This is a genomic window from Xanthomonas sp. LMC-A-07 (assembly GCF_030208825.1).
Lineage (GTDB): Bacteria > Pseudomonadota > Gammaproteobacteria > Xanthomonadales > Xanthomonadaceae > Xanthomonas > Xanthomonas campestris.
Genome location: NZ_JARVTF010000014.1, coordinates 263,704 through 289,890 on the forward strand (window position 1 = coordinate 263,704; position 26,187 = coordinate 289,890).

At 64.0% G+C, this 26,187-nt stretch carries 22 protein-coding genes and 1 other RNA gene; 14 read left to right on the top strand and 9 right to left on the bottom strand.

Annotation, left to right across the window (positions count from 1 at the left end):
* The first annotated feature begins 13 nt into the window (after positions 1–13).
* The 8 genes from atpE (at position 14) to QRM89_RS16385 (ending at position 6,970) form a co-directional block, all read left to right on the top strand.
* The gene (gene atpE / locus QRM89_RS16350; RefSeq protein ID WP_002814105.1) at positions 14–316 is read left to right on the top strand and encodes a F0F1 ATP synthase subunit C; all 303 of its coding nucleotides are present in this window, start codon (positions 14–16) and stop codon (positions 314–316) included.
* 112 nt (positions 317–428) lie between these two features.
* Positions 429–899 (top strand): F0F1 ATP synthase subunit B, encoded by a 471-nt coding sequence (locus QRM89_RS16355; RefSeq protein ID WP_285448489.1) that lies wholly within the window; start codon positions 429–431, stop codon positions 897–899.
* 3 nt (positions 900–902) lie between these two features.
* Entirely contained in the window at positions 903–1,430 is a 528-nt protein-coding gene (locus QRM89_RS16360; RefSeq protein WP_011035798.1) for a F0F1 ATP synthase subunit delta, read from the top strand.
* A 47-nt stretch (positions 1,431–1,477) separates the two neighbouring features.
* Positions 1,478–3,025: a F0F1 ATP synthase subunit alpha gene (gene atpA / locus QRM89_RS16365; protein ID WP_011035799.1), complete on the top strand. Its 1,548-nt coding sequence runs from the start codon at positions 1,478–1,480 to the stop codon at positions 3,023–3,025.
* Between the two features lie 189 nt (positions 3,026–3,214).
* Positions 3,215–4,078 (top strand): F0F1 ATP synthase subunit gamma, encoded by an 864-nt coding sequence (gene atpG / locus QRM89_RS16370; RefSeq protein ID WP_011035800.1) that lies wholly within the window; start codon positions 3,215–3,217, stop codon positions 4,076–4,078.
* Between the two features lie 144 nt (positions 4,079–4,222).
* On the top strand, positions 4,223–5,629 hold the full coding sequence (gene atpD / locus QRM89_RS16375) for a F0F1 ATP synthase subunit beta (protein WP_011035801.1): 1,407 nt from the start codon (positions 4,223–4,225) through the stop codon (positions 5,627–5,629).
* A 166-nt stretch (positions 5,630–5,795) separates the two neighbouring features.
* Complete coding sequence (locus QRM89_RS16380) at positions 5,796–6,218, top strand: F0F1 ATP synthase subunit epsilon (protein ID WP_011035802.1); 423 nt, start codon at positions 5,796–5,798, stop codon at positions 6,216–6,218.
* Positions 6,219–6,400: 182 nt separating this feature from the next.
* Positions 6,401–6,970, top strand: a complete 570-nt coding sequence (locus QRM89_RS16385) for a chorismate mutase (protein WP_115004043.1) — start codon at positions 6,401–6,403, stop codon at positions 6,968–6,970.
* A gap of 496 nt (positions 6,971–7,466) precedes the next feature.
* Here QRM89_RS16385 and QRM89_RS16390 read toward each other — a convergent pair whose 3' ends face one another.
* Positions 7,467–7,850: a GtrA family protein gene (locus QRM89_RS16390; protein WP_012439314.1), complete on the bottom strand. Its 384-nt coding sequence runs from the start codon at positions 7,848–7,850 to the stop codon at positions 7,467–7,469.
* A 148-nt stretch (positions 7,851–7,998) separates the two neighbouring features.
* Here QRM89_RS16390 and glmU point away from each other — a divergent pair, with 148 nt between their 5' ends.
* From glmU to QRM89_RS16405, 3 genes are all read left to right on the top strand, one after another.
* Entirely contained in the window at positions 7,999–9,363 is a 1,365-nt protein-coding gene (glmU, locus tag QRM89_RS16395; RefSeq protein ID WP_285448490.1) for a bifunctional UDP-N-acetylglucosamine diphosphorylase/glucosamine-1-phosphate N-acetyltransferase GlmU, read from the top strand.
* A 95-nt stretch (positions 9,364–9,458) separates the two neighbouring features.
* Positions 9,459–10,430, top strand: a complete 972-nt coding sequence (locus QRM89_RS16400) for a right-handed parallel beta-helix repeat-containing protein (protein WP_285448491.1) — start codon at positions 9,459–9,461, stop codon at positions 10,428–10,430.
* Between the two features lie 175 nt (positions 10,431–10,605).
* A non-coding RNA gene (locus QRM89_RS16405) (sX9 sRNA) lies at positions 10,606–10,680 on the top strand.
* A gap of 4 nt (positions 10,681–10,684) precedes the next feature.
* Here QRM89_RS16405 and QRM89_RS16410 read toward each other — a convergent pair.
* The 7 genes from QRM89_RS16410 to QRM89_RS16440 form a co-directional block, all read right to left on the bottom strand.
* Positions 10,685–12,037, bottom strand: coding sequence for a HAMP domain-containing sensor histidine kinase (locus QRM89_RS16410; RefSeq protein ID WP_285448492.1), 1,353 nt, complete (start codon positions 12,035–12,037; stop codon positions 10,685–10,687).
* Positions 12,038–12,041: 4 nt separating this feature from the next.
* Complete coding sequence (locus QRM89_RS16415) at positions 12,042–13,385, bottom strand: sigma-54 dependent transcriptional regulator (RefSeq protein ID WP_285448493.1); 1,344 nt, start codon at positions 13,383–13,385, stop codon at positions 12,042–12,044.
* A gap of 170 nt (positions 13,386–13,555) precedes the next feature.
* Complete coding sequence (locus tag QRM89_RS16420) at positions 13,556–14,026, bottom strand: PDZ domain-containing protein (RefSeq protein WP_285448494.1); 471 nt, start codon at positions 14,024–14,026, stop codon at positions 13,556–13,558.
* Positions 14,027–14,145: 119 nt separating this feature from the next.
* Complete coding sequence (locus QRM89_RS16425; RefSeq protein ID WP_285448495.1) at positions 14,146–15,354, bottom strand: FtsX-like permease family protein; 1,209 nt, start codon at positions 15,352–15,354, stop codon at positions 14,146–14,148.
* A gap of 63 nt (positions 15,355–15,417) precedes the next feature.
* Positions 15,418–16,710, bottom strand: coding sequence for an ABC transporter permease (locus QRM89_RS16430; RefSeq protein ID WP_285448496.1), 1,293 nt, complete (start codon positions 16,708–16,710; stop codon positions 15,418–15,420).
* Positions 16,711–16,720: 10 nt separating this feature from the next.
* Entirely contained in the window at positions 16,721–17,440 is a 720-nt protein-coding gene (locus QRM89_RS16435; RefSeq protein ID WP_057673335.1) for an ABC transporter ATP-binding protein, read from the bottom strand.
* A 40-nt stretch (positions 17,441–17,480) separates the two neighbouring features.
* Complete coding sequence (locus tag QRM89_RS16440) at positions 17,481–18,752, bottom strand: efflux RND transporter periplasmic adaptor subunit (RefSeq protein WP_042594627.1); 1,272 nt, start codon at positions 18,750–18,752, stop codon at positions 17,481–17,483.
* Positions 18,753–18,956: 204 nt separating this feature from the next.
* Between QRM89_RS16440 and glmS the strand changes: the two genes are divergently transcribed.
* Positions 18,957–20,786, top strand: a complete 1,830-nt coding sequence (glmS, locus tag QRM89_RS16445; RefSeq protein ID WP_285448497.1) for a glutamine--fructose-6-phosphate transaminase (isomerizing) — start codon at positions 18,957–18,959, stop codon at positions 20,784–20,786.
* A gap of 195 nt (positions 20,787–20,981) precedes the next feature.
* Here the strand turns inward: glmS and QRM89_RS16450 are convergent, their stop codons facing one another.
* Entirely contained in the window at positions 20,982–23,432 is a 2,451-nt protein-coding gene (locus QRM89_RS16450; protein WP_285448498.1) for a hypothetical protein, read from the bottom strand.
* Between the two features lie 678 nt (positions 23,433–24,110).
* Between QRM89_RS16450 and QRM89_RS16455 the strand changes: the two genes are divergently transcribed.
* Complete coding sequence (locus QRM89_RS16455) at positions 24,111–24,584, top strand: hypothetical protein (protein ID WP_115003867.1); 474 nt, start codon at positions 24,111–24,113, stop codon at positions 24,582–24,584.
* A 231-nt stretch (positions 24,585–24,815) separates the two neighbouring features.
* Positions 24,816–25,970: a hypothetical protein gene (locus QRM89_RS16460; RefSeq protein WP_285448499.1), complete on the top strand. Its 1,155-nt coding sequence runs from the start codon at positions 24,816–24,818 to the stop codon at positions 25,968–25,970.
* Positions 25,971–26,187 lie beyond the last annotated feature (217 nt).

Below are 26,187 nucleotides of genomic sequence, written 5' to 3' on the forward strand. Positions count from 1 at the left end.
TTCGGAGATCACCATGTACCTCGCCGTCCTGACCAACCTCGCCCAAGTCCAGAGCTCCACCGTCCTCGCCGTCGGCATCATGATCGGCCTGGCCGCGCTGGGTGCCGGCCTCGGTCTGGCCATCATGGCTGGCAAGTTCCTGGAATCTGCCGCTCGCCAGCCGGAACTGATCCCGGTTCTGCAGGTCCGCATGTTCATCACCGCCGGCTTGATCGACGCCGCGTTCATCATCAGCGTCGCTGTCGGCCTGCTGTTCGCCTTCGCCAACCCGCTGGCCCAGGTGTTCATCGAGCGTCTGTCGCAGGCTGCCGGCTGATCCAGCGGTAGCAGGATGTGGACGCAGCCATGGTGGTTGCGTCCGCGGATGAAGGTCGGAAAGCGTCGCCGTGCGGTGGCGCTTTCACCCCTAAAGAGCGATTGAGCGACCCATGGACATCACCCTTACCATCTTTGCCCAGGCGCTGGCCTTCGCCGGTCTGATCTGGATCGTCGCGACCAAAATCTGGCCGCCGCTGTTGAAGGCGATCGAAGAGCGTCAGCAAAAGATTGCTGAAGGTCTGGCTGCGGCCGACCGGAGCCAGAAGGATCTGGCGCAGGCGCAGGAGAAGGTCAACGAGGCGCTGAAGGACGCACGCACCAAGGCCAACGAGATCATCGACCAGGCCCACGCGCGCGCCAATCAGGTCATCGAAGCGGCCAAGCTCGAAGCGATTGCCGAAGCCAACCGTCAGAAGGATCTGGCCCAGGCCGAAATCGACGCATCGGCCACCCGTGCCCGCGAAGAACTGCGCCGTCAGGTGTCGTCGCTGGCTGTCAGCGGTGCCGAAAAGCTGCTCAAGCGCGAAATCGATGCCACTGCCCACAAGGCACTGCTCGACGAACTGGCAGCGGAGATCTGATCGATGAGCCAGGCCCTCACACTTGCCCGTCCCTACGCCCGTGCCGCATTCGCGATTGCGCGTGAGGGCGGCAAGTTCGCGCCCTGGTCCGATGCACTTGCGTTCTCGGCGCAGGTCGCCGGCGATCCGCGCGTGGCTGCGCTGTTGCTGAATCCGGCGCTGCACCAGGATCAGGCCGTGACGCTGCTGGCGCCGCCGGCTGCCGAAGCGGACTATCAGCGTTTTCTCGGCCTGTTGGCCGATGCACAACGGCTGGCCCTGCTGCCGGAAATTGCAGGGTTGTACGAGCAGTTGCGTGCCGAAGCCGAGCACGTCGTGAAAGCGACGGTGACCTCGGCCACCGACATGAGCCCGGCCGAGCTGGCCACGATCACTGCCGCGCTGAAGAAGCGCTTCGGCCGCGAGGTGGATGTCACCACCGCGGTGGACGCTTCGCTGATCGGCGGCGCGGTGATCGACACCGGCGAGATGGTCATCGACGGCTCGCTGAAGGGCAAGCTTGCGCGCCTGCAGAACTCGCTCGCCCACTGAATTCACATAAACGCATGGCCCTCGTGGCCGGCACCTAGGACTGAACGATGGCAACCACGCTCAACCCCTCCGAAATCAGCGACCTGATCAAGACCCGCATCGAGGCTGTCAAGCTGTCCGCCGAGTCGCGCAACGAAGGCTCCGTGACCAGCGTGTCCGACGGCATCGTGCGCATCTTCGGCCTGGCCGACGTGATGCAGGGCGAAATGATCGAACTGCCGAACAACACCTTCGCCCTGGCGTTGAACCTGGAGCGCGATTCGGTCGGCGCGGTGGTGCTGGGCGATTACGAAAACCTGCGCGAAGGCGACGTGGCCAAGACCACCGGCCGTATCCTGGAAGTGCCGGTCGGTCCTGAGCTGCTTGGCCGCGTGGTCAACGCACTGGGCGAGCCGATCGACGGCAAGGGCCCGCTGGGCGCCACCCAGACCGCACCGGTGGAGCGTGTGGCCCCGGGCGTGATCTGGCGCAAGTCGGTCGATCAGCCGGTGCAGACCGGTTACAAGTCGGTCGATGCGATGATCCCGATCGGCCGTGGCCAGCGCGAGCTGGTGATCGGTGACCGTCAGACCGGCAAGACCGCGCTGGCGATCGATGCGGTGATCAACCAGAAAGGCACCGGCATCAAGTGCGTGTACGTGGCGATCGGCCAGAAGGCCTCGACCGTTGCCAACATCGTGCGCAAGCTCGAAGAGAACGGCGCGCTGGCGCACACCGTGGTGGTGGCGGCGACCGCGTCCGAATCGGCCGCGATGCAGTACATCAGCCCCTACGCTGGCTGCACCATGGGCGAATACTTCATGGACCGCGGCGAAGACGCGCTGATCGTGTACGACGATCTGTCCAAGCAGGCCGTGGCCTACCGCCAGATCTCGCTGCTGCTCAAGCGCCCGCCGGGCCGCGAAGCCTATCCGGGCGACGTGTTCTATTTGCACTCGCGTCTGCTCGAGCGCGCCGCGCGCGTGTCCGAGGAGTACGTGGAGAAGTTCACCAACGGTGCGGTGACCGGCAAGACCGGTTCGCTGACCGCACTGCCGATCATCGAGACGCAGGCCGGTGACGTGTCCGCATTCGTGCCGACCAACGTGATTTCGATCACCGACGGCCAGATTTTCCTGGAAACCGACCTGTTCAACGCCGGTATCCGTCCGGCCGTGAACGCCGGTATCTCGGTGTCGCGCGTCGGTGGTGCGGCCCAGACCAAGATCATCAAGAAGCTGTCCGGCGGCATCCGTATCTCGCTGGCGCAGTACCGTGAGCTGGCGGCGTTCGCGCAGTTCGCCTCGGATCTGGACGAAGCCACCCGCAAGCAGCTCGAGCGCGGTCAGCGCGTCACCGAGCTGATGAAGCAGAAGCAGTACGCGCCGATGTCCATCGCCAATCAGGCGCTGTCGATCTATGCCGTCAACGAGGGTTACCTCGATGAAGTGCCGGTCAACAAGCTGCTGGCGTTCGAAGAAGGCCTGCACGCGCACTTCGCCAACACCCAGGGTGAGCTGGTCTCCAAGATCAATACCACCGGCGGTTGGGACAACGACATCGAAGCCGCGTTCAAGAAGGGCATCGAAGAGTTCAAGACCACGGGCAGCTGGTAAGTCAGTAGCCGGGATTTGGGATTGGGCAGTCGGGATTCGTAAGAGCGGTTATTCGGGGGTTTAGGCCACTCGAAGCACCACTTACGAATCTCCAGATTCAGGTATTCGGGAGTCGTGGTGCGGGATGCGGGGGGGCTTGAGCCAATCCCGAATCACCAATCCCGAATCCCACGAGCGAAGCGAGCGAGTATGGCAGGCGGACGCGAAATCAAAACCAAGATCAAGAGCGTGCAGAACACCCGCAAGGTGACGCGCGCGCTCGAAATGGTCTCGGCCTCCAAGATCCGCAAGGCGCAGGAACGCATGAAGACCTCGCGTCCCTACGCGCAGGCCATGAAGCAGGTGATCGGGCATCTGGCGCAGGCCAGCACCGACTACCAGCATCCGTTCCTGGTGGAGCGTGAGCAGGTCAAGCGGGTCGGCTACATCGTGATCTCTTCCGACCGAGGCCTGGCCGGCGGTCTGAACAACAACCTGTTCCGCAAGATGCTGGGCGAAGTGCGCCCGTGGCAGGACAAGGGTGCCGAGATCGACGTGGTCACCATCGGTCAGAAGGCCTCGGCGTTCTTCCGCCGGATCAAGGTCAACATGGTCGGCAGCGTCACGCATCTTGGCGACAGCCCGCACATCGAGCAGTTGGTGGGCGTGATCAAGGTGATGCTGGATGCCTTCACCGAGGGCAAGGTGGACCGCGTGTATCTGGTCTACAACCGCTTCGTGAACACCATGACGCAGAAGGCCAGCTTCGAGCAGTTGCTGCCGCTTCCGGCCGCCGAGCACAAGGTGGCGCACCACGACTGGGACTACCTGTACGAACCCGATGCCGCCACCGTGCTGGAGCACGTGATGACGCGCTACATCGAGTCGCTGGTGTACCAGGCCGTGCTGGAAAACGTGGCCTCCGAGCACGCCGCGCGCATGGTGGCCATGAAGGCCGCCAGCGACAACGCCAACAAGATGATCGGCACCTTGCAACTGGTCTACAACAAGGCGCGCCAGGCGGCGATCACCCAGGAAATTTCGGAAATCGTCAGCGGCGCGGCAGCCGTATAGGTACGGCCGGGATTGGGGATTCGGGATTGGTAGGGGCGCAGCGGATTGCGCCCTTGCGAATCCCCAATCACGAATCCCAAATCACAAAATTCCACGAGATGGCATCTGCCACTCGGACAGAACAAAGCTAACCGGAGCAGCATAATGAGTCAGGGCAAGATCGTTCAGATCATCGGCGCGGTCGTCGACGTCGAATTCCAGCGCAATGAAGTGCCGAAGGTCTATCACGCGCTGAAGGTCGAAGGCACCGCCATCACCCTGGAAGTGCAGCAGCAGCTCGGCGACGGCGTCGTGCGCACGATTGCGCTCGGCTCCACCGACGGATTGAAGCGCAACCTGCTGGCCACCAACACCGAGCGTGCGATTTCGGTGCCGGTTGGCGCCGGGACGCTGGGCCGCATCATGGACGTGCTGGGTCGCCCGATCGACGAAGCCGGCGACGTGCAGGCCTCGGACCATTGGGAAATCCACCGCGCTGCGCCGTCGTACGAAGACCAGTCGTCCAGCACCGAATTGCTGGAAACCGGCATCAAGGTGATCGACCTGATGTGCCCATTCGCCAAGGGCGGCAAGGTCGGCCTGTTCGGCGGCGCCGGCGTCGGCAAGACCGTCAACATGATGGAACTCATCAACAACATCGCCAAGGCGCACTCGGGTCTGTCCGTGTTCGCCGGCGTGGGTGAGCGTACCCGTGAGGGCAACGACTTCTACCACGAGATGAAGGACTCCAACGTCCTGGACAAGGTCGCGATGGTGTACGGCCAGATGAACGAGCCGCCGGGTAACCGTCTGCGCGTTGCACTGACCGGCCTGACCATGGCCGAGTACTTCCGCGACGAGAAGGACGAGAACGGCAAGGGCAAGGACGTGCTGTTGTTCGTGGACAACATCTACCGCTACACGCTGGCCGGTACCGAAGTGTCCGCGCTGCTCGGCCGCATGCCGTCGGCCGTGGGTTACCAGCCGACCCTGGCCGAAGAAATGGGCGTGTTGCAGGAGCGCATCACCTCGACCAAGAGCGGTTCGATCACCTCGATCCAGGCCGTGTACGTGCCCGCGGACGACCTGACCGACCCGTCGCCGGCGACCACCTTCGCCCACTTGGACTCGACCGTCACGCTGAGCCGTAACATCGCCTCGCTGGGTATCTACCCGGCCGTGGATCCGCTGGACTCCACCAGCCGCCAGATGGACCCGCTGGTGATCGGCCACGAGCATTACGACACCGCCCAGCGCGTCCAGCAGACCTTGCAGAAGTACAAGGAACTGAAGGACATCATCGCGATCCTGGGCATGGACGAGCTGAGCGAAGAAGATAAGCAGTCGGTGTCGCGCGCACGCAAGATCGAGCGCTTCTTCAGCCAGCCGTTCCACGTGGCCGAAGTGTTCACCGGCTCGCCGGGCAAGTACGTCTCGCTGAAGGACACGATCCGCGGCTTCAAGGCGATCTGCGACGGCGAATACGACCACCTGCCGGAGCAGGCGTTCTACATGGTCGGCAGCATCGAAGAAGCGGTCGAGAAGGCCAACAAGATGAGCGCCAAGGCCTGATGCGATCCCAGCCGCTGTGCGGCTGGAATCGAGAATCGGGAATCGGGAATCGTAAAGGCGGGTCATCGGTGAATCGGAATTGAGAGGAATGGAAACGCGCGCAGCATGCCGCTCTTCCGATTCCCCACTCCCGATTCCCGATTCCCGCCTCACACAGTGAGGCACCATGAGCACTATCCGTTGCGACATCGTCAGCGCCGAGCAGGAGATCTTCCGCGGTGAGGCGACCCTGGTCGTGGCGACCGGGGAACTGGGCGAGCTGGGCATCGCGCCCAAGCACGCGCCGCTGATCACCCGTCTCAAGCCAGGCAAGGTGGTGGTGACTACCGCCAGCGGCGAGCAGCTGGACTTTGCGATCTCCGGCGGCATCCTCGAGGTGCAGCCGCAGGTGGTGACCGTGCTGGTCGACACTGCCATTCGTGCGCAGGACATCGACGAAGCGGCTGTGCGCAAGGCCAAGGAAGAAGCCGAGCGTCTGCTCGCCAACCGTGGTGACACGGTGGACGTGGAACAGGCGCAGCGCCAGCTGGCCGAAGCCACGGTGCAGTTGCAGGCATTGGAGCGGCTGCGTCGCACGCTCAAGCATTGAGTTGCGAGACAGCGCACTACACGAAAACGCCGGCCTTGTGCCGGCGTTTCGTTTTTGGCGATGTGCCTGCGGTGGTCGGCATCGTTGGACACAACCAGGCGGCACACTGCCCGCCCGGGTCGCACTGCTGCCGGCGATGCTGCGATAGCGCGATGCCCTTCAACTTCAACGAGGAAACCCCCATGACCCGTCTGACCGATGGCCTACGTGGTTGCGCGCTGAACGGCGCGCTTGCCGTGGTGTTGCTGGGCTGTGCGTTGCCGGCGCGCAGCCAGCCACCCCTCGCGCCGTTGCTGGACAAGATCGCCGAGCGCAACGCGATTGGCGACGCGGTGGCGTTGAGTAAATGGGACAGCGGCAAGCCGGTGCTGGATCAGGCACGCGAAGCGGCAGTGCTGCAGAACGTGCGCGACCAGGCGCCCGCGCATGGGCTGGACCCCGACGATGCAGCGCGGTTCTTCGGCGCGCAGATCGAGGCCAACAAATCGGTGCAGTACGCGCTGCTGAACCGATGGCATGAGCGCGGCCGTGCGCCGGACACCGCGCGGCCAGACCTGTCGACCTTGCGTGTGCGGCTGGATGCGTTGCAGGGCGAACTGCTCGATGCCCTGGCCGAAGCCGCCGCTGCACGCGCAGCACCCAACTGCCCGGCCAGTACGGCGCGGGCGGCGGCGCACTATTCCGCGCAATGGCAACTGGATGCGGTACACCGCGCCGCGCTGGTTCGCGGTCTGGGCGATTTCTGCCGCTGATCTGGCTGATCTGGCTGATCGAGCTGATCGAGCTGATCGAGCTGATGGGTGTGGGTGCGATCGCCGGTGTGATCTCACGTCACTGGCTGATGCGCTCTGCCCCGGTTTTGGCTGTGCTTTGCTTGACGTGCACTAGAGCGGCTAAACGTAACGACTAATCGTCATGTGGTTGCGCACGGCGGGGAGCAACCGACGTGTCCGGTGTACTTGAGGATTTCAAGCGCCGACCGCGCCTGCATGGCAGCTGCAAAATCGTGTTGTTGGCTGCTCTTAATCGGCCGGATCATCAAACCGCGTGCAAGCGAGACGTCACTAAGGCGCCGTTCCCTCAAGTGAGCCGCCACTACGGCGCCGTCCCCTTAAGAGGGGGACGCTCCAATCAAGCGACGTACGCTGCCAGTCACGCCGGTCGAGCTGTTTGCATGCCAGCCGTGCCGGCGCTTCTGCCCGGCGTCGCGGAATAGCACCATGATCGCGCAGTCTGGGCTTGCAGCGATCAGCGATACACCACGTGCCGGCCAACGAAGAACGACACGATCGCAAGCCCGCCTTCCACCAGCGGCTTGGCCAGCCACGCCTGGCGCAGGCCGACCAGATCCACGGTGGCCGAGAGCAGCCAGGTGCTGATCACCGTCAACGCCAGCCACATCACCGCAAAGCGCGCGAAGCGCTGCCAGCCCAGCCGTGCATCGCCCTGCTGGGCGAAGGTGAAGCGCCCGTTGAGCCAGAACCCCAGCGTTGCGCCACTGATACGCCCGAGTAGATTGGCGGGCACTGCCGGCATGCCGGCGGCCGTGCACGCAATGAAAATGCCGCAGTCCACGGCCAATTGCAGGGCGCCGATCATCGCGAACTGGCCGCCTTGGCGGAACAGGCTCATGTGCTGGGGGAGGTCGAGAGGGGCGCTCATCCTAACGGCAGCGGCGCTTAAAAATCTGTCATCGGTGCCTGTTGCAGTCGCAATGGTCATGACGCACCCGGCAGCCAGCGACTAGAATTCAAGCCATCTTTTGCGATGGAACCCCGTGATGACCCTGCCTCTGCACGTCGTGATCCTGGCCGCTGGCGAGGGCAAGCGCATGCGCTCGGCGCTGCCCAAGGTGCTGCAGCCGCTTGCCGGCCAGCCGATGCTCGCGCATGTGATCGCCACCGCGCGGGAACTGCAGCCGGCGGCCATCCATGTGGTGCATGGACATGGCGGCGCGCAGGTGCAGGCCGCATTCGCCGACCAGTCCGATCTGCAGTGGGCCGAACAGCGCCAGCAGCTGGGCACCGGGCATGCGGTGCAGCAGGCGCTGCATGCCGTGCCGGACGCAGCGACCGTGCTGGTGCTGTACGGCGATGTGCCGCTGATCCGCAGCGAAAGCCTGCGTGAGCTGCTGCACGCGCCGGGCCGCATCGCGGTGCTGGTGGCGGACCTGGCCAACCCCACCGGCTACGGGCGCATCGTGCGCAACCCGGAAGGCAAGGTTGCGGCAATCGTCGAGCAGAAGGACGCCGATGACGAGCAGCGCCGCATCCGCACCATCAACACCGGCATTCTCACCGCCGAATCCACCGCCTTGCGGCGATGGTTGGGTGGGCTGTCCAACGACAACGCGCAGGGCGAGTTCTATCTCACCGACGTGTTCGCCAGCGCCGCGGCCGATTACACGCCTGCCGACATGGTGCAGGTGTCCGACCCGCAGGACGTGGAGGGCGCAAACGACCCGTGGCAGCTTGCCCAGCTGGAGCGGGCCTGGCAGCTACGCGCCGCCCGTGCGCTGTGCCTGCAGGGCGTGCGCATGGCCGACCCGGCGCGCGTGGAGCAGCGCGGCCGTGTGCAGGTGGGACACGATGTGCAGCTTGATATCGATGTGATCCTCGAAGGCGAGGTGACCCTGGGCGATGGCGTGGTGATCGGCCCGTTCGTGCGTCTGCGCGATGTGCAGCTGGCCGCCGGCACGCAGGTGCGCGCGCACTGCGACCTGGAGGGCGTGGTGACCGAAGGCGCGGTGCAGATCGGGCCGTTTGCGCGGTTGCGCCCGGGCACCGTGCTCGCCGATGGCGTGCATATCGGCAACTTCGTCGAAACCAAGAAGGTGGTAATGGGCGCCGGCAGCAAGGCCAATCATCTGACCTACCTGGGGGATGCGGTGATCGGCAGCAAGGTCAACATCGGCGCCGGCACCATCACCTGCAACTACGACGGGGTGAACAAGTCGCAGACCACGATCGGCGACGGCGCTTTTGTCGGTTCCAACAGTGCGTTGGTGGCGCCGATCGAGATCGGCACCGGGGCCACGATTGGCGCCGGCTCGGTGATCACCCGCGATGCACCACCCCACCAGCTCAGCGTGGCGCGGCCACGTCAGACCGTAATTGAAGGCTGGGAGCGGCCCAAGAAGAAATAAGCGCCTGTGTTCCAGCGAAAGCGGGCTGTGCGTTTCCGGCACGACACATGCGCTGCAGACGCGATGCATCACGCCGAAAACTAAGGAGCTCCTGCATGCGCATGCGACCCTCCATTGCGTGGTTGATGGTGTGGCTGGCACTTGCGGGTGTCGTGCCACATGCATCAGCCGCACCGGTCTACCGGCTGTATCTCGCCCCTGACGGCGATGACACCGCAGCCGGCACCAGCGCTGCCACCGCGCTGCGCAGTCTCGCTGCCGTACAACAGCGGTTGATCGCGCAGCGGCCGGCTACGGCGGTAGATGTGATCATCGCTGCGGGAACCTATGAGCGGCAGTCGGTGCAATGGCACGTCATCACCGGCGCGCCGCTGCGCTTCATCGCCGCACCCGACAGCGCGACGTCACCGGTGTTCGATGGGCGCGGTGCGGCGACCTGGTTCACCTTGCGAGGCGGCAAGGACACGCCGACCCGTGTGACATTCGCCGGCCTGACGATTCGCAATTACTGGATGGCGCTGGATCTGGGCAGCAGCAAGCGCAGCGCCGATGGCAACAGCGACAACGTGATCCGCGACATGCGCTTCGAGCGGATTGGCGGCGTGTACGGCAGCAGTCCTGAAGCGGCCTACGCGTTTGCGGCGATCCGGCTGCAGAACTCGCGCAACAACCGGATCGAGCACAATCACTTCAGTGCGGTGGAGAACGCTGCCCAGACGGCGAGCTATGTCCATGCGCTGTATCTGGCGCGCAGTTCTTCGGGCAATCGCATCGAGGACAACAGCTTTACCGACATCAGTGGAGATGCGATTCGCACCCGCGATCGCTCGGATGCCACGCTGGTGCAGGGCAACCGCTTCATCAGGGCCGGCAAGTACGCGGCGTTCTCCGACTGGTTCAAAACCGATGGCGAATGCCCGTCGCAGGGCGGGCAGTTCATTGGCAATACCGTCGGGCAGGGATATCAAGGGCCGGTTGCCCCGACGCGCACCACTGGCGCCGATGATGCCTGCGGCCCCTTGCAGCGGCCACGGATCGAAGCACGGGCAACGCTGCGCGATGATTGAACGCGCTGCGACGTTGATTGCAGGGGATGATCCAGCGGTGCGCGAGTGCACCACGTGCAACTGCCGGCTGGTCGCGCAACACCTCAACACAGCGTGCAGTGGCCTTGGCGCTTAGAGCAGCTATCAAAACGACTGCGCAGCCGTCAGGCGGGCGCGGCCGGTGCTCGGAATCCTCATGTACGCCGGTACACTCCGGTTCCTCCGCGCCGTCCGCATCCACCTGACGACTGCTCGCTACGTTTTGTTAGCCGCTCTTAGCTGCCCGGATCCAGCGGCAACAACAACGTCACGCACAGGCCGCCGTGCTCGCGGTTGTGCAATGAAATACGGCCACCATGCGCTTCGGCAATCTCGCGCGTCAGCGCCAGGCCCAGGCCGGTGCCGTTGCGCTTGGTCGAATAGAACGGCATCAGTGCGTTGTGCAACACCGCCTCGTTCATGCCATTGCCGCGGTCCAGCACTTCGATGCGTAGCCACTGCGGCAAGCGGGTGACGCGCACCGCCACCTCGCTGTTGGGCGGCTGCGCCTCACTGCAGGCCTCGTGTGCGTTCTTCAGCAGATTGAGCAGCGCCTGTTCGATCTGTGCGGCATCGATGCGGCTGGAGACATCGACAGGCGTGCCCTCCAGCTGGAACGGAATCTGCTGCCGCAGGCGCTCCAGAAACGGTGCCCATTCGATGGTCTGCAACTGCGGCTGCGGCAGTTTGGCAAAGCGCGCATAGCCGCGAATGAAGCCCTCCAAGTGGCGCGCGCGTTCTTCGATGGTCTCGAACACCGTGCCCAGCCGATCGGTGCGCTCACGGCGCAGCAGCTCGGCACCGGAGTGCGCCAGCGAGGCGATCGGCGCGAGCGAGTTGTTCAATTCGTGGCTGATCACGCGGATCACCTTCTTCCAGGTCTGCACTTCCTGGCGCCGCAGTTCGGTGGTGAGGGTGCGGATCAGCAGCAGTTCGTGGCCGCGACCGTTCAAATGGAAGGCGCGGCGCGACAGGTGATAGATCTGCTCGTCGTCTTCATCGTCGCCGTCTTCGCGTACCGCGAACAGACAGTCGCCACCACGTGCCAGCGCGTCGCGTAGTTCGTTGGGCATGCGCTCCAGCACGTCGTCCAGATGCTGCCCCTCGAGCTTGCGGCCGCCATGCAGCAGCTTGCGTGCCGCGTTGTTGGAAAACCCGATGCGGCGCAGGCCATCGCCGCCGGGCACCACCAGCAACATGGCCACCGGCGTGTTCTGCAACATGGTGTCCAGCATCAGTTCGCGCTGCACCAGATCGCGCCGCTGCGCACGCAAGACCTCGCCCAGTTCGGCATGCGCCTGTACCAACTGCGCCAGCTCGTCATTGCCGCGCCAGTACACACCGAAGTTGTATTCGCCATCGCGGTAGCTGCTGGTGGTGCCGGCCAGGGCGCGGAACAGCGAGCGCATCGGCGCAGTGGCGCGCTGCAGACTCCACCACATCGTCAGCAGCACCACCAAGGCCGACACGGCAGCCACTTGCCAGCCACGGTCCAGCCAGTAGGCAATGGCCCACGGCAAGGCAGCAGCCAGCACCAGCACCGGAATCAGGCGCAGAAACAGCGAGAAGGTGAAGGAGCGCGACAGCATCGGCCTAGTCCTGGCTGATGCCGTAACGGTCCATGCGCCGGTACAGCGCCTGCCGGCTCAAGCCCAGATCGGCCGCAGCCTGCGCGATCACACCTTGTGCGCGCGCCAAGGCCTGTTCGATGCGTGCGCGATCCGGCTCGCCGCCGGGCAGCGGGGCTGGACGTGCAGTGGCACTGCGCGGCAGGTTGAGATCGGTGGCCTCGATGCGCACGCCCTGGGCCAGCAACATCGCGCGTTGCAGCACATTACGCAATTCGCGCACGTTGCCCGGCCAGCTGTGGCGTTGCAGTGCATCGCGCGCTTGCGGAGAGAGCAGGGTCTCGCCCGCCAGGAAATGCTCGGCCAGCGGTGCGATATCGCCTGGCCGTTCGGCCAGTGCGGGCAAGGCGATTTCGACGGTGTTGAGGCGGTAGTACAGGTCTTCGCGAAAGCTGCCATCGCGGATCATCGCCGGCAGGTCGGCGTTGGTTGCGCTGATGACGCGCACCTTGGCATGCCGCTCGCGATTGGAGCCCAGGCGCTCGTAGCGGCCGGTTTCCAGCACGCGCAGCAACTTCATCTGCCCGGCCAGCGGCAGGTTGCCGATTTCGTCCAGGAACAGCGTGCCGCCGTCGGCAGCTTCGAACTTGCCCTCGCGTGCCTTGTTGGCACCGGTGTAGGCACCGGCCTCGGCGCCGAACAGTTCGGCTTCGATCAACTCGCCCGGCAGCGCGCCGCAGTTCAGCGCGACGAATGGCCCGCGCTTCACCGCGGAATTGGCCTGGATGATCTCGGCGATCTTTTCCTTGCCGCTGCCGTTGGGCCCGGTGATCAGCACCGGCAGATCCGAGCGCGCGACCTGGCAGGCCAGCGCGATTGCCCGTTCGCTGGCGGGGTCGGCAAACACCGCGCCACGCAGATCGTAGCGCTCGGCCAGCTGTTCGCGGCCACGGCGTTCGCGGTTGCGACGGCGCTCCAGCTCGCGGCGGGTTTCGGACAGTTCCAGCAGGTTGTTGACCGTGGTCAGCAGCTTGGTGTCGTCCCAAGGCTTGGCGATGTAGTCGGCCGCACCGGCCTTGACCAGTCCGACCGCACTGCCCAGGTGCGTCCAGGCGGTGAGCAGGATCACCGGCAGGTCGGGGTGGCGCTGGCGGATCTGTGCAAACAGCGCCTCGCCCTCCTCACCGGAGGTGGTGTCGGCGGTGAAGTTCATGTCCTGGATGACCAGGTCGAATTGCTGCTCTTCCAGCAAGTCCAGCCCTGCCTGCGGCGCATGCGCATGCCGCGATTCGATGTCATGCAGCGAGAACAGGACCTCCAGCGCCATGGCGACCGCGCTGTTGTCATCGATGATCAGGATCTGCGGCATCGCGGTCTCTTGGAGGGAAGTGGTGCGCGTCAATGATCGCAGCATACGGCGCCAGCCGGCGTTGCCGCATGCCATGGCGGCATGTCGGCTGGGGCCGCAGGGCAGAGCATCCTGAGTGATGCGTGCGCCGCCAGAGAGCCGGTGGAACGTCCCGCGTGCGACCAAGGCGGCTACCGTACGGGTCGTGGTGGCGATGGGGGCGGCGGTGGCGCGGGCGGCAGCAACGGGGCATACAGTGACGCGGCCCAGTGCAGCGTCAGCGGCGCCTGCTCACGCAGCACCTCCACGGTCACCGGTGTGCCTGCTGCGGCGCGCAAGGCGCGCAGTAGATCCTCCACGCTAGCGATGCCCTGGCCATTGGCCGAACGCAGACGGTCGCCCTTGCGCAGTTGCAGCAGCAGGGTGTTGCTGGCATCGGCGACCAGCAGGCCAGCGGCGGCGCTGGTCAGGACCAGCGTCTGTGCGTTGTGTTGCCAGCGCAGGTGGTGATTGTCGACGCGCAACACCTGACGATCGTGTCGGTCGCCAGCAGTCTGCGTGACGGCCTGCATCGGCGTGCCGCTGCCGGCATGCAGCGCACCCGCCGCGGTCCCTACTGCGAGCGCGCTGACTGCGATGAGGGAACAGGCGAGAGGGCGCATAGGGATCCTATCCATCGAATTGAGTACTGCCGTCGCAGGGATCTGTGGCTGAAACGCCTGCAGCGAGGGGTTCCGGCCACACCTGCGGATCTGCTTGAGGCAACGGCCCATGCAATGCCTCAGGCGCTGCGCGTGGCGACGGCTGGGGGCACCGCGGCCGCGCGGCGTGCCGGCCAGAACACCGCGATCTGGCCAAGTGCCCACAGGGTGACTGCCCCGATCGGCAAATAGATCAACGGCAGGCGTGGCAGCTCGTAGCGGGCCATCAGCCACAGATTGATCGAGTACGCCATGAGCATGCCAAGCACGATGCCGATCGAGGCGAGCAGGAAGTTCTCGACCTGGAAATAGCGCAGGATCTGCCCGCGCGTGGCACCCAGTGCACGGCGGATGCCAATCTGCTTGGTCCGTTGCTGCACCCAGAAGCTGGCTAGACCGACGATGCCGAGCGCGGTGACGATCAGTAGCGCGATGCTCATGGTGACCAGCAGCCAGGCCATGGAGCGATCCTGGCGATAGAAATTTCGACGCATCACCTCGAACGCTTTCGGATTTTCGATGATGCGGCTTGCGCTGTTTTTCTCCAGTGCGGCTACTGCCTGACGCAGGACCTCGTCACGACGCGCCGGATCGGTGCGGAGCAAGTAGCGGCCGCCCTCCTTGTAGGTCATCTTGACCGGGGTGAGCATTGAATCGTCGTAAGCAGCGGCGCCGCCGTAATTGTTGACGCGTGCCAAATGCTCCACGATGCCGACGATCTTCATGGGCGTGTCGCCGCGATAGATCGACTTCCCCAAGGCCGATTGGCCGGGGAACAGTTTGTCGGCCACGCTTTTGGTCAGGATGACACTTGGGATGGTGGCCGTCTTATCGTCGGACCACGTAAATTCGCCTTCCGTGAAGCGGCGGCCCTGTATCAAGGTCAGGCCCATCGTATCCAGGGTCTGGCTGTCCCCGGTGTAGTCGTTGACGTTGATCGTGGAGTTTTTCTGGTCGGCGGTCAGTTTGAGGCCGCTGACCCACATGCTGTCACCGTAGGGAATCTGGCTGACGCTGGACGCATATTTGACGCCAGGGATACTGCGCAGGGCGGCCAGATCCGTTTCCGTCAATGCGCGCGCATCTTCGTCGCGTCCGATGCCGCTGATGGTGAGCGTCACCAGTTCATTCTCTGCCAGCCCGCTGGGGCGTTGTGTGCGTTGCAGGCGATCGCCGATCAGGAACAGCGCATTGGAGATGATGGCGCAGCTGAGGGCCACTTCGAGCACGATCAACGCAGCAGCCGTCTTGTGACGCTGCAGGGTGGACAGGATGGGGCGGATTTCCATGAAAGAGTCCTTGATTGGGGCTGGCGAACGCTGCGAGATAGCCGCGCTGTTCGAAAGGTCAGCTCACTGCGCTTTGAGTTGAATGGCAGGAGGGATGCTGCAAGCGCGCCATGCGGGGAGCATCCCGGCCACGACGCTCGCCAAGAGCGCAAGCGCAAATGTCGCCAGCAGCATCACCGGGTCAAGCTTTGCCAGATCCGCATATTCAGCGGGTTGTTGACGCACGCCCCACAGGCCCAGCATGGCGAGACCCAGCCCCAGGATGCCGCCGGCCAAACCGATCGTTCCGGCCTCGACCAACGACTGCGCGAAGATGCTGCGCTTGGTTGCGCCCAGTGCCCGTCGCACACCGATCTCTCCACTGCGGCGCATGAACTTGGCGAGCAGCAGGCCAACCGTATTGACCAGGCACACCAACAGAAATCCGAAGGCCAACCATGTCTGTAGACGGACATCGCTGGGAACCACCTTCTGGAAGTCCAGCCACTCCATCACACTACGCAACTGGACGTTGGTCGGCTGCTCGTAGCGCCCAGCACGATGTTGCTGATCCGAATAGTTTTCAAGGTACTGGCGGTAGGCCGTGACTTTTTGCGGGCTATTCAGCTGCACCCAGTATTCAACCCAGGAGCAAGAGGCATTGATGTCTTCCGGTGAAATGCTCTCGCCCCAGCACGAACGCTGACCACTGCTTGAAAGCTTCAGCTCCATCGCGGTGCTGAAGGGCAGCAAGAGTTGCTCGGGCTTGTCGTAGGCTCTGCCGCCCAAGTTGTAGAACGCCGGCGTCAAGCGCCAATCGCGAATAACGCCTACCACCCGCATGATGTTGCGGTTGACGTTGACCGTGCGGCCAACGCTGTTTTCGCCATTGAACAACTTTTTGTTGAGCGCCTCCGACAGCACCACGACCCGCGCACGGCTGCCATCGTCATTGGTTGTCCAAGCGCCGCCATAGAGAAACGGCACGTTGAACATCGAAAAGAAATCAACGGAGGTGTACCGTGCGTCCAGCATCATTGGGCGCAACGATTTGTTCTCCGGCTCCAAGGGAACGGTGCCGGCGCTCATCAGGGCCTGCCGGTCTCCGCGTTTCTCACGGAGTAGTGCTTCGGCATCGAAACGCGTCAATTGATTCAGTGCGTCGTCGTCTTGATAGCCCAGTGAGCGCGCATCCAATTGGGGATGGAACAGCACGCCACTTTTCTCAGGGATCGGGTCGCCGGACAGAATGTAGAACACCGTCAACGTGGTCATGCTGGCGCCGATGCCCAGCGCAATTGCGAGCACCATCAGTGCGGTGAGCACCTTGTTGCGGCGGAAGCTGCGCACCGCGAGATTGAAGTAATAGCCGAACATGCCGTGCTCCTCAGTCGGCCAGGGTGGATGCGGCGGCGGGCGCACGCATCAGGCTGGGGTTGCGTTCCAGATCCGTGGCCTGGCCGTCGACGATGTGCACGTTGCGCTGCGCGCGTGCGGCCAGTTCCGGGTCGTGGGTGACCATCACGATGGTGGTGCCCTGGCTGTTGATTTCTTCCAGCAGTTCCATCACGCCGCGTGCCATCTGCGAGTCGAGGTTGCCGGTGGGTTCGTCGGCGAGCAGCAGGCGCGGGCTGCCGGCCAGTGCGCGTGCGATCGCGGCGCGCTGTTGCTGGCCGCCGGAGAGTTCGGTGGGGTAGTGGCGCAAGCGCGAGCCCAGGCCGACCTTGGTCAGCGCTTCTTCGATGCGCTGCTTGCGCTCGGCGGCGGCCATGCCGCGATAGCGCAGCGGCACATCGACGTTGTCGAACAGGTTGAGGTCGGGAATCAGGTTGAAGCCCTGGAAGATGAAGCCGATCTTCTGGTTGCGCAGGCGCGAGCGCGCATCGTCGGAGAGATGGCTCACATCCTCGCCGTCGAGCAGGTACTGCCCGCTGGTGAAGGTTTCCAGCAGCCCGGCCAGGTTGAGGAAGGTGGTCTTGCCCGAACCCGACGGCCCGGTGACGGCGACGAATTCGCCTTCGCGCACATGCAGGTCGAGCGAGCGCAGCGCATGTGTTTCCACCTGTTCGGTGCGGAAGACCTTGGAGACCGATTGCATCTTGAGCATTGCCGAAATCCTTGTGCGAAGAGAAAGAGGAGAGTGCGAGTCAGTGCACGGTGACGCGCGGGGCGTCGCCGAAGTTGTCGGCGCCGGAAACCACCACGCGGTCGCCTGCCTGCAGGCCGGAGAGCACCTGCACTTCGCCCAGGCTGCTGACGCCCAGCTTCACCGGGCGGCGCGCGGCAGTGCTGCCTTCCATCACATAGGCGTAGCTGCCACCGGATTGCTCGACGAAGGGACCGCGCTCGACCTTGAGCACATTGCGGCGCGTGTCGATCACCACCCGCGCGCTCATGCGCTGGCTCTGACGCAGGCCGGGCGGTTGCTTGTCGGTGAAGCGGATGCGCGCGGTGACCTCACCATTGACCACTTCCGGCGAGACCGCCGAAATGGCGCCGGCGAAGGGTTCGCCGCTGCCGCTGGTGAGCTGCGCCGGCATGCCGATCGCCAACTCACGCGCAAAGCTTTCCGGCACCTTGATCTCGACTTCGAACTTGGACAGATCCACCACGCCGAGGATGGGTGCATTGGCGGCCACCTGGGTGTGCTGCACCGCCTGCACCTGGCCAACCTGGCCATCGAACGGCGACAGCAGGGTGAGCGCATCGACCTGGCGTTGTACTTCGGCCACCACCGCGCGCTGGCGGTCGGCCAGCAGCCGCTTATTGCGGGAATCCAGGTCCGCGCCCTGGCCCTTCAGGGCGGCATCGCGCTGCGCGTGTTGCAGGTCGATGTCGGTCTTCTTCAAGGTGTCCTGTGCCTTGGCCAGCTCCACCTGCGGCACCGCGCCGCCATCGTAGCCACGCTGGTAACGCTCCAGGTCGCGCACGGCGGCCTGCTTGTCAATCTTGGCCTGGTCGGTGAGCTTGCTGGCGCTGGCACGGGCGAGCGTGGCATCCAGGGCGGCGCGGCTGGATTCGGCTTCCAGGCCGGCCAGGGTGGCCTGTTCCTGCGCCAGCTTGCTGCGCAGCTCCGGGCTGTCGATGCGCGCGAGTTCCTGGCCCTGCTTGACCACATCGCCGGCCACCACGCTCAGCGTCACCGTGCCGGCCGAGATGGCGTACAGCACCGGGCTGTTGGCGGCGATCACGCGGCCGTCGGCGGCAATGTCGCGCACCAGGTCGCCCTGGCTCACGGTGGCGATGCGCACGCGGGCGGCGTCGAACGAGCGGCTGCCGGCGCTCCAGGCGTTCACCGCCCAGCCGATGCCGGCGAGGACCGCCAGCGCGGCAATGCCCGGCCACAGCCAACGGCGCCATGGCGCGGTCTGGGAGGAGGTGCGGAGTACCTGGTCCTGTGCGGAGGTGTCGCGGATCATGATCGGCTTGCTCGGTGGCGTGTGTGTGCTGAAGCAGAACATGTGCCAACCTATAACTTATTGATATTTATCTATTTTTTCGGAAGCGCCGCAGTGTCCGCAGTGTCCGCGGACACTGGCGCGGACAGCCTGTCCGGTCGAGGTCATGCTGCGGACATCGGCGGACACGCTAAAATGCGCGGCTTTCCTGAAGAGAACTGACCTATGTGCGGCATTGTTGGAGCGATTGCCGGGCGCGACGTGGTTCCGGTCCTCATCGAAGGGCTCAAGCGTCTGGAGTACCGGGGCTATGATTCCTCCGGCATCGCGGTGCTGGACGGCGCGCACGTACGCCGCGTGCGCCGCACTGGCCGGGTGGCGGAAATGGCCCAGGCGGCGCAGGCCGAACAGTTTGGCGCGACCCTGGGCATCGGCCATACCCGCTGGGCCACCCATGGCGGCGTCACCGAAGCCAATGCGCATCCGCACATCAGTGCCGGCGTGGCGCTGGTGCACAACGGCATCATCGAAAACCACGAGGAGCAGCGCGAAAAGCTGCGCGCGCTCGGCTACACCTTCGAGTCGCAGACCGATACCGAAGTCATCGCGCATCTGATCCATCACCATCTTGCCGATGCGGGCGATCTGCTCAGCGCGCTGCAGCGCACGGTGAAGGAACTCACTGGCGCCTACGCGCTGGCGGTGATGAGCCAGGCCGAGCCGGAGCGCTTCGTCTGCGCACGCATGGGTTGCCCATTGCTGATCGGCGTGGGCGAGGGCGAAAACTTCGTCGCCTCCGATGTCTCGGCGATCGTGCAGGCCACCCGGCAAGTGATCTTTCTGGAAGAGGGCGACACCGCCGAATTGCGCCGCGATGGCGTGCGCGTGTTCGATGCGACCGACACGGCAGTGGAGCGCCCGCTGCATTTATCCGATGTCTCCTTGGCCTCGCTGGAGCTGGGCCCGTTCCGCCACTTCATGCAGAAGGAAATTCACGAGCAGCCGCGTGCGCTGGCCGACACCATCGAAGCGGCGATCGATGCCAAGGGCTTCCCCGCATCGTTGTTCGGGCCCACTGCCGATGTGGTGCTGCGCGACATCGAAGGCGTGCAGATCCTGGCCTGCGGCACCAGTTATTACGCCGGCCTGACGGCGCGCTACTGGATCGAAGCGATCGCCGGCTTGCCATGCAGCGTGGAGATTGCCAGCGAATACCGCTACCGCGCCGCCTATGCCAACCCGAAGCATCTGATCGTTACCATCTCGCAGTCCGGCGAAACGTTGGACACGATGGAAGCGCTCAAATACGCCAAGTCGCTCGGGCATCTGCACACCTTGTCGATCTGCAACGTGCCGGAGAGCGCCATCCCGCGCGCCAGCGAGCTGGTCTGCTACACGCGCGCCGGTGCCGAGATCGGCGTCGCTTCGACCAAGGCATTCACCACCCAGCTGGCGGTGTTGTTCCAGCTGACCATGGTGCTGGGCAAGCTGCAGGGGCGTATCAGCGATAGCGAAGAAGCCGATTACCTGGAGCAGCTGCGTTTTCTGCCCGGTAGCGTGCAGCACGCCTTGAACCTGGAGCCGCAGATCATGGTCTGGGCCGAGCGTTTTTCGCCAAAGGAAAATGCGCTGTTCCTCGGCCGCGGCCTGCATTACCCGATCGCGCTGGAAGGCGCGCTCAAGCTCAAGGAAATCTCCTATATCCACGCCGAAGCCTACCCGGCTGGCGAGTTGAAACACGGCCCGCTGGCGTTGGTGGACGTCACCATGCCAGTGGTGGTGATCGCGCCGAATGACCGCCTGCTGGAAAAGGTCAAATCCAACATGCAGGAAGTGCGCGCGCGGGGGGGCGAACTGTTCGTGTTCGCCGATCAGGACAGCCATTTCAGCGAGTCCGACGGTGTGCACGTGATCCGCACACCGCGCCACGCCGGCGTGTTGTCGCCGGTGATCCACACCATCCCGGTGCAGTTGCTGGCCTACCACACCGCCCTGGCACGCGGCACCGATGTGGACAAGCCACGGAATCTGGCTAAATCGGTGACGGTGGAGTAAGCGCGCTTGGCCGAATCGCAGTGCTGGCTGCGAGAAGTTGCAGCCAGCGCTGGGAATCCAGCCGGCGACTGTTGGCCGGAGGGTGTTAACCCCATCGGCGATGTCAGCGCAACGCGCGTCTTACGATAGCTGTAGCTGTGCAGTGAAGCCGAGACGCTGCGACCCGTGAGTACAGCGTCTCGGTCACGGCGTTGGCTACGGCACGATCAGATTGCCGTTTTCTGGGCGAGGTTCATTCATGATCACCGGCGCCGCTTGCCCGCTTGCGGTGCGATTTCCGCGGACCAACGCATCCTTCACGTTTCCGTTCTGGATGCGGACTTCCGGCGTGGTGTTGTTCTCGATCAGCGAGTTCTTCACCCGATCCCACAAGCCCACGCTTCCGGTCGCACCGGCAGCGAAGCGATTATTGCGAATGATGCCGGTGCTGATGACTGCATCGGTGTACCAGGCATTTTCCCGATTGCCTTCGCTGATCATGAGGTTGGTTCCCTGCAGGTTGAATGTCGCTGTCTGGCCAACGAGCGAGGACGGATTGGCAACCGCATCTGCAGTGACTTCATTATTGAGCATCTGCGAGTGCCAGCCTGTCAGCAGTGAGCTGGTATCGGTGTAGAACCCACTGGGTTGCACGATGCCGGCGCCAAAGCGGTGCAGTCGGTTGTGCGCGTGGATGACATCGGCGGACGGGAAGAAGTTGGTGATCGGGCCGGCGCCACCATGGTCGTTATTGACGAACAACATCCGCCCGTTCGTGGTCACGATGGTGACGATGGAGCTCTGATCGGGCGGGATATCCCATGCGCGGTCCAGGTTCACGCGGTTGCCCAGCGGCGATGCATTGCCCATCAGGTAACGCATCTGACCAGCCCCCTTGCCTGAGACGATCATCACCGAGTTGCCATCGGGGTCGCATAGATACGGAACGTCTTTTGGGTTGCTGGCCAACGTCAGTGTTGTCCCCGAACTGGCAGCGACCTTGCCAAGATAGTTGCCAATGCCTTCGTCCATCGTCAGCTGCCAGCTTTGCTGTGCATCCTGCGGATACTGGCTGGCATTGTCTGCGTAGTACACGTCACGACCGGGCGCAGCGAAGCCGAGCTCCGACGGCGTCTTGTGGTACGGCGCACCGGCGGAGATGTGCTGGTTGTGCGTGATGAGTGCGTTCTGCACGTCGTGATTGAAGGTCAGTGCCAGCTCGTGCCATCGCAGGGTGTTGTTCTGCACGGTGGCGCCGTACACGTGCTTATCCATGGTGATCGGCTTGCTGGCCGTGATGTCGTTTCCGCTGATCTGCAGGTTGGAGACATTACTTGCCTGGATGCCGGTCGTCAGTGGCCCGTTGGCCGTGCGATCGGCTTGCTTGCCGAGTGTGAGCCGGATATCGCGGACGAATGGCACCGAGCGTAGATCCGTCAGCGGCATGTGCTCGAACACGATGCCGTAACCTTCGGTCATCGCCGGTGCTTCGATGGCCAGGTCGCGTATGCCAAACAGGTTCGCGGCCCAGTTGATCTGCTGACCACATTTGGGTTGGCGTGGCGGCGTGTAAAAGATGCCGTTGCCCCTGAACAACGTGGTGTTATTGGCCGTTGGGAAGGACAGCACGGTGGCGTCCTTGCCTGCACCAGCGATGACCACGTGGTTTGGAATCTTTTGATTGAATCCCTTCTCATATTGCTGTGACAAGGTGTATCTGCCGGCGGGAATGGACACCACACCTCCGTTGGCCGCACAGGCGAATGCGGCGGCAAAACTGGCATCATCCGACGCTCCATTGCCGGCCGGCGGCGCCACCCTGCATTGCGTGTTCGGCCAGTTGGTCGGATAGGCAATGCTGACCGTTGTGATGGTGCGCCGTGGGGCGGTGCGATCTGCGCCAACGCCGAAATTTTCATAGCGGCTCCATGCACTTGGGCCACCGGAGCCGTTGTGCAAATACAGCTCATAGTCGCCTTCAGGCATGTCGGCTGGGATGGCAAAACTTTGCGCGTACATGCCCTCTTTTGGATTCGACGCGTCGGCGGTCAATATCCGCTGTACGGCGCCGTTTCTGACCAGCGCAAGCCTGACCGGCTGGCTCGATTCCGACATCCTGCCCAACGCGGTACCGAACACAGTGAGCCTGCCGCGCGGCGATGCACCGCCGCCAACGTTGCCTTGCACAAACCAGATGTCCGGTGCATTCACCAGCGTCGTCGCTCCTGCGCCATTGCCGGTAACAATCTGATACGCGTAGACACCGCGTGCGCGATCGGGCAGCTGAAACTTGAGCGATTGTTCGGTGGCTTGCGTCGGTGTCACGCTGCTCCAGCCGTTATTGGCGCTGTCTGCCTTCTCCAATGGACTGCCTGCCGCACCATCCTCGAGCCGGGTGAGGCGCACCGTGGCGGCAGGGCGAATGTTGCCGCCGCTGACCACCACCGTCTCATTGCGATCGACCGGTTGCGATGCCCAGAACGTCACCGCAGTGCCGGCAGGCACTTCTGCTGGACCGGGATACGCCGCAGACGCAGGAGTGATTGCGGCAGCTTTGATTTGAGCTGTCGGTGTGCTGCCAGACTGCGCAGCAGCGTGACCATCGCTGCCGGGCACGCACAGCGCCGAGGCCAGAACGACCGAAAATACAGATATTTTTACACCCATGTTGGAGGACTCCTGATAGGGAAGCGCAGCGGTTCCAGGAAGTGCGGGAGCGCGTCAGATCCGTGCGCAGTGATCCCGCTTCGGCAGTTCGGCGGCCGACGATGGATGACGGCAAGCGCAGAGCGTCATGCACGCGCATGTCGCTTCTGCAAGCGCAGAACCATGATGTCCAGTGGCGTGGGGCTCGCCGGGCAGCGGCCATCCTAGCGATGCGCACGCGTTTGAATGCGAACAGGTATCACACAGTCGGGCTCGCTTGGCGGCAACGTCTCGCTGCGGGAACCAGGTCACTCTTTGTCGGCGCGTGTGCATTGGTGTGTGCTTCGGTGCGGACAGCGGGCATCCCACTGCAGGGCGCAGCCGCATGCAGTGGTGCGATGCGGTCACCGTGATGCGGTTGATGCACTTCGATGCGGTCGACCTGGAACGTATGGTGATCGCGCGCATGTACTGCAAGCCAACACATGCACGCGCATGTGCATGCCTGGGATACAGCGGCGCTCTCGCCTGTCAACCACGCTGCCGGTGCGCGGGGATATTGCTGCGTCTGCACCTGGAGCAGCAAGGCGCGCAGCGACTCTCTGTTCACTGCTTAGCGCTCGACCACAGGCATTGCCAGCGCAGTGGCCCAGGTTATGCATAAGCTCCTTGCGAGGGTGACACCACGCAGGAGGACACATGCACGAGTCTTTCAAGCAGGGCGCGCCGGCCGAACTGTGGCAGGCGCTGGTACGTGAGGCAGGGCAGCGCATCGCACAGCCGCTGGACGAATGGCGCGAGCACTATCTGGTGTTTGTCTTGCTGCGCTTCCAGCGTGATGCGCACCTGGTGTCGCGCACTCAGGCGCTGGCTTGGCTGCATGCGCAGTCGCAATCGGGCAGCGTGCGTGCGGACGCATTACGCGATGTCGGCGACGGCTGTCTGCTGATTGCCGGCCTGTTCCCCGGCGTGGCGCAGCGGCGGCGCTTGAACGTGGACTACTTCATCGAGCTGGGGCGTGGCGCCTATGCGGAGGTGGCCGACACGCGCTGCAGCGATGCCAGTCTGTTCGCGCAACTGGCCGACAGCTATCGCGAGCTGGTACGCACACTTGCCGCGTTGCGGTCGCCACGTGCCTGGCAGGAAGGTGCACACGGCATTCTGCACGCCTGATCCATCACGCCCGCCAGGGGACGTCCCGACAGCGGCGTGGGGACGGCCCTGACTGCCAAACGCCCCGCGCCGGCCCACACTATCCCTGCAGACTTGATCCGCCGGGCGACGTCACGTTGTCTTCAACGGATCAATCCTGTGCCATCGACCGCCGCACAGATGTGCGGTGCTGTCTTGCCGCACTGCGTGGGGGCGCGCAGTGCGGCCCTCATTCCCGGGGAAAGGACTCTCATGAACGTGTTGATTGCCGCACTGCTGTGTGCACTCGCTGGTACCGCTGTGGCGCAGGACATTCCGCCAGGCTATGCCGGTCAGGGTGGGATGACGCTGCAGGAGATCGACCCGGCCATCTACGCGTATCACTACGACCATGGATTCACCGGCGAAGATGCCATGGGCTGGGATCCGGCGTTGCAGTTCGCCTGGTCGCGCCTGGCCGCCGCCAAGGTGTGTGCGCAGCAACCGGTCACCGATGCGGTGATCGCCAAGCTGGTCGAGCAGTATGGGCAGTCGGCCGACGTGCATCAGATCAACGGCATCACCTTCCATGAAGCGCAGATGCGCGCCGCCGGCACGTTCTGTACGCCTGCGCGCAATGCAGATGCCACCGCAGTGGTGCCCGCGTTTGCGGCGGGTGATTTTTCGCAGGCAACCGCCCACGCCGCGGCAGCCACTGCCGGCACGCTGGTGGTAGCTGCGGCAGAAGGCCAGACGGCTGGCGCCGCGCTGCCCGATAACGAGATGGCCTTGGCGCCCTCGGCAGACTGGGCCCTGCAACTGCCGTTGCATGCGCAGCTGAGCGTAGGTTCCAACGGCCAACCCAACGGCGACGAGATGTTGCGCGTGGTGCGGCGTGGGCATACCGGCGCACTGGTGGGCGTGCAAATTGCCACCAATCTGTTGACCCTGAAATATGGCGGAGCCGGTGCGTCCATATTCAATAAAAGCCAGCTCAAGGGCGAAAAGATCAAGGACATCGGCAACCCGGGCTATGTTCTGCAGCGCGATGCCGTCAACACGCATCTGAAGAGTTATTTCACCGGGCATCCGGCGGCCATTCCGGTCGAACCGTTCCCGCTGCAGGTCGTGATGTCCGACTGGCTGCTGGTCTATCAGAGCCTGGGCGACGAAAAGTCGCCTTATGAACTGCGTTATGCCGTGAACATCGGTGGCGAACGCAGCGGCTTGCTCAAGCGCAAGGCCAGCCCGGTGAACCTGAGCTGCCAACCGACCCCACGCACCGCCTCATTGGAGGAGTGGGAGGCCGACAACTACGCCTTGGTCAAACAGACCGCGCAAGCCTACGCCGACGAGTGCGCAGCCAAGTTTGCCGAACGCCTGCCGCAATGGTTTCCGGACACCGCGACGGTTGCGGCGTCGAACTAGCCAACGTAGTAATCGGAATCGTGCGTATCCACCGCAGAACGCGCCATAGGCAGGCTACAGGGCGTGGCTGGCTCGGCGAGCGGTCGCGCGGTTCATCTAGGCGCTTCCACACCACCGACTAAGAGCAGCTATCAAAACTACTGCGCAGCCGCCAGGCGGGCACGGCCGGTGCTCGGAATCCTCATGTACCCCCGTACACTCCGGTTCCTCCGCGCCG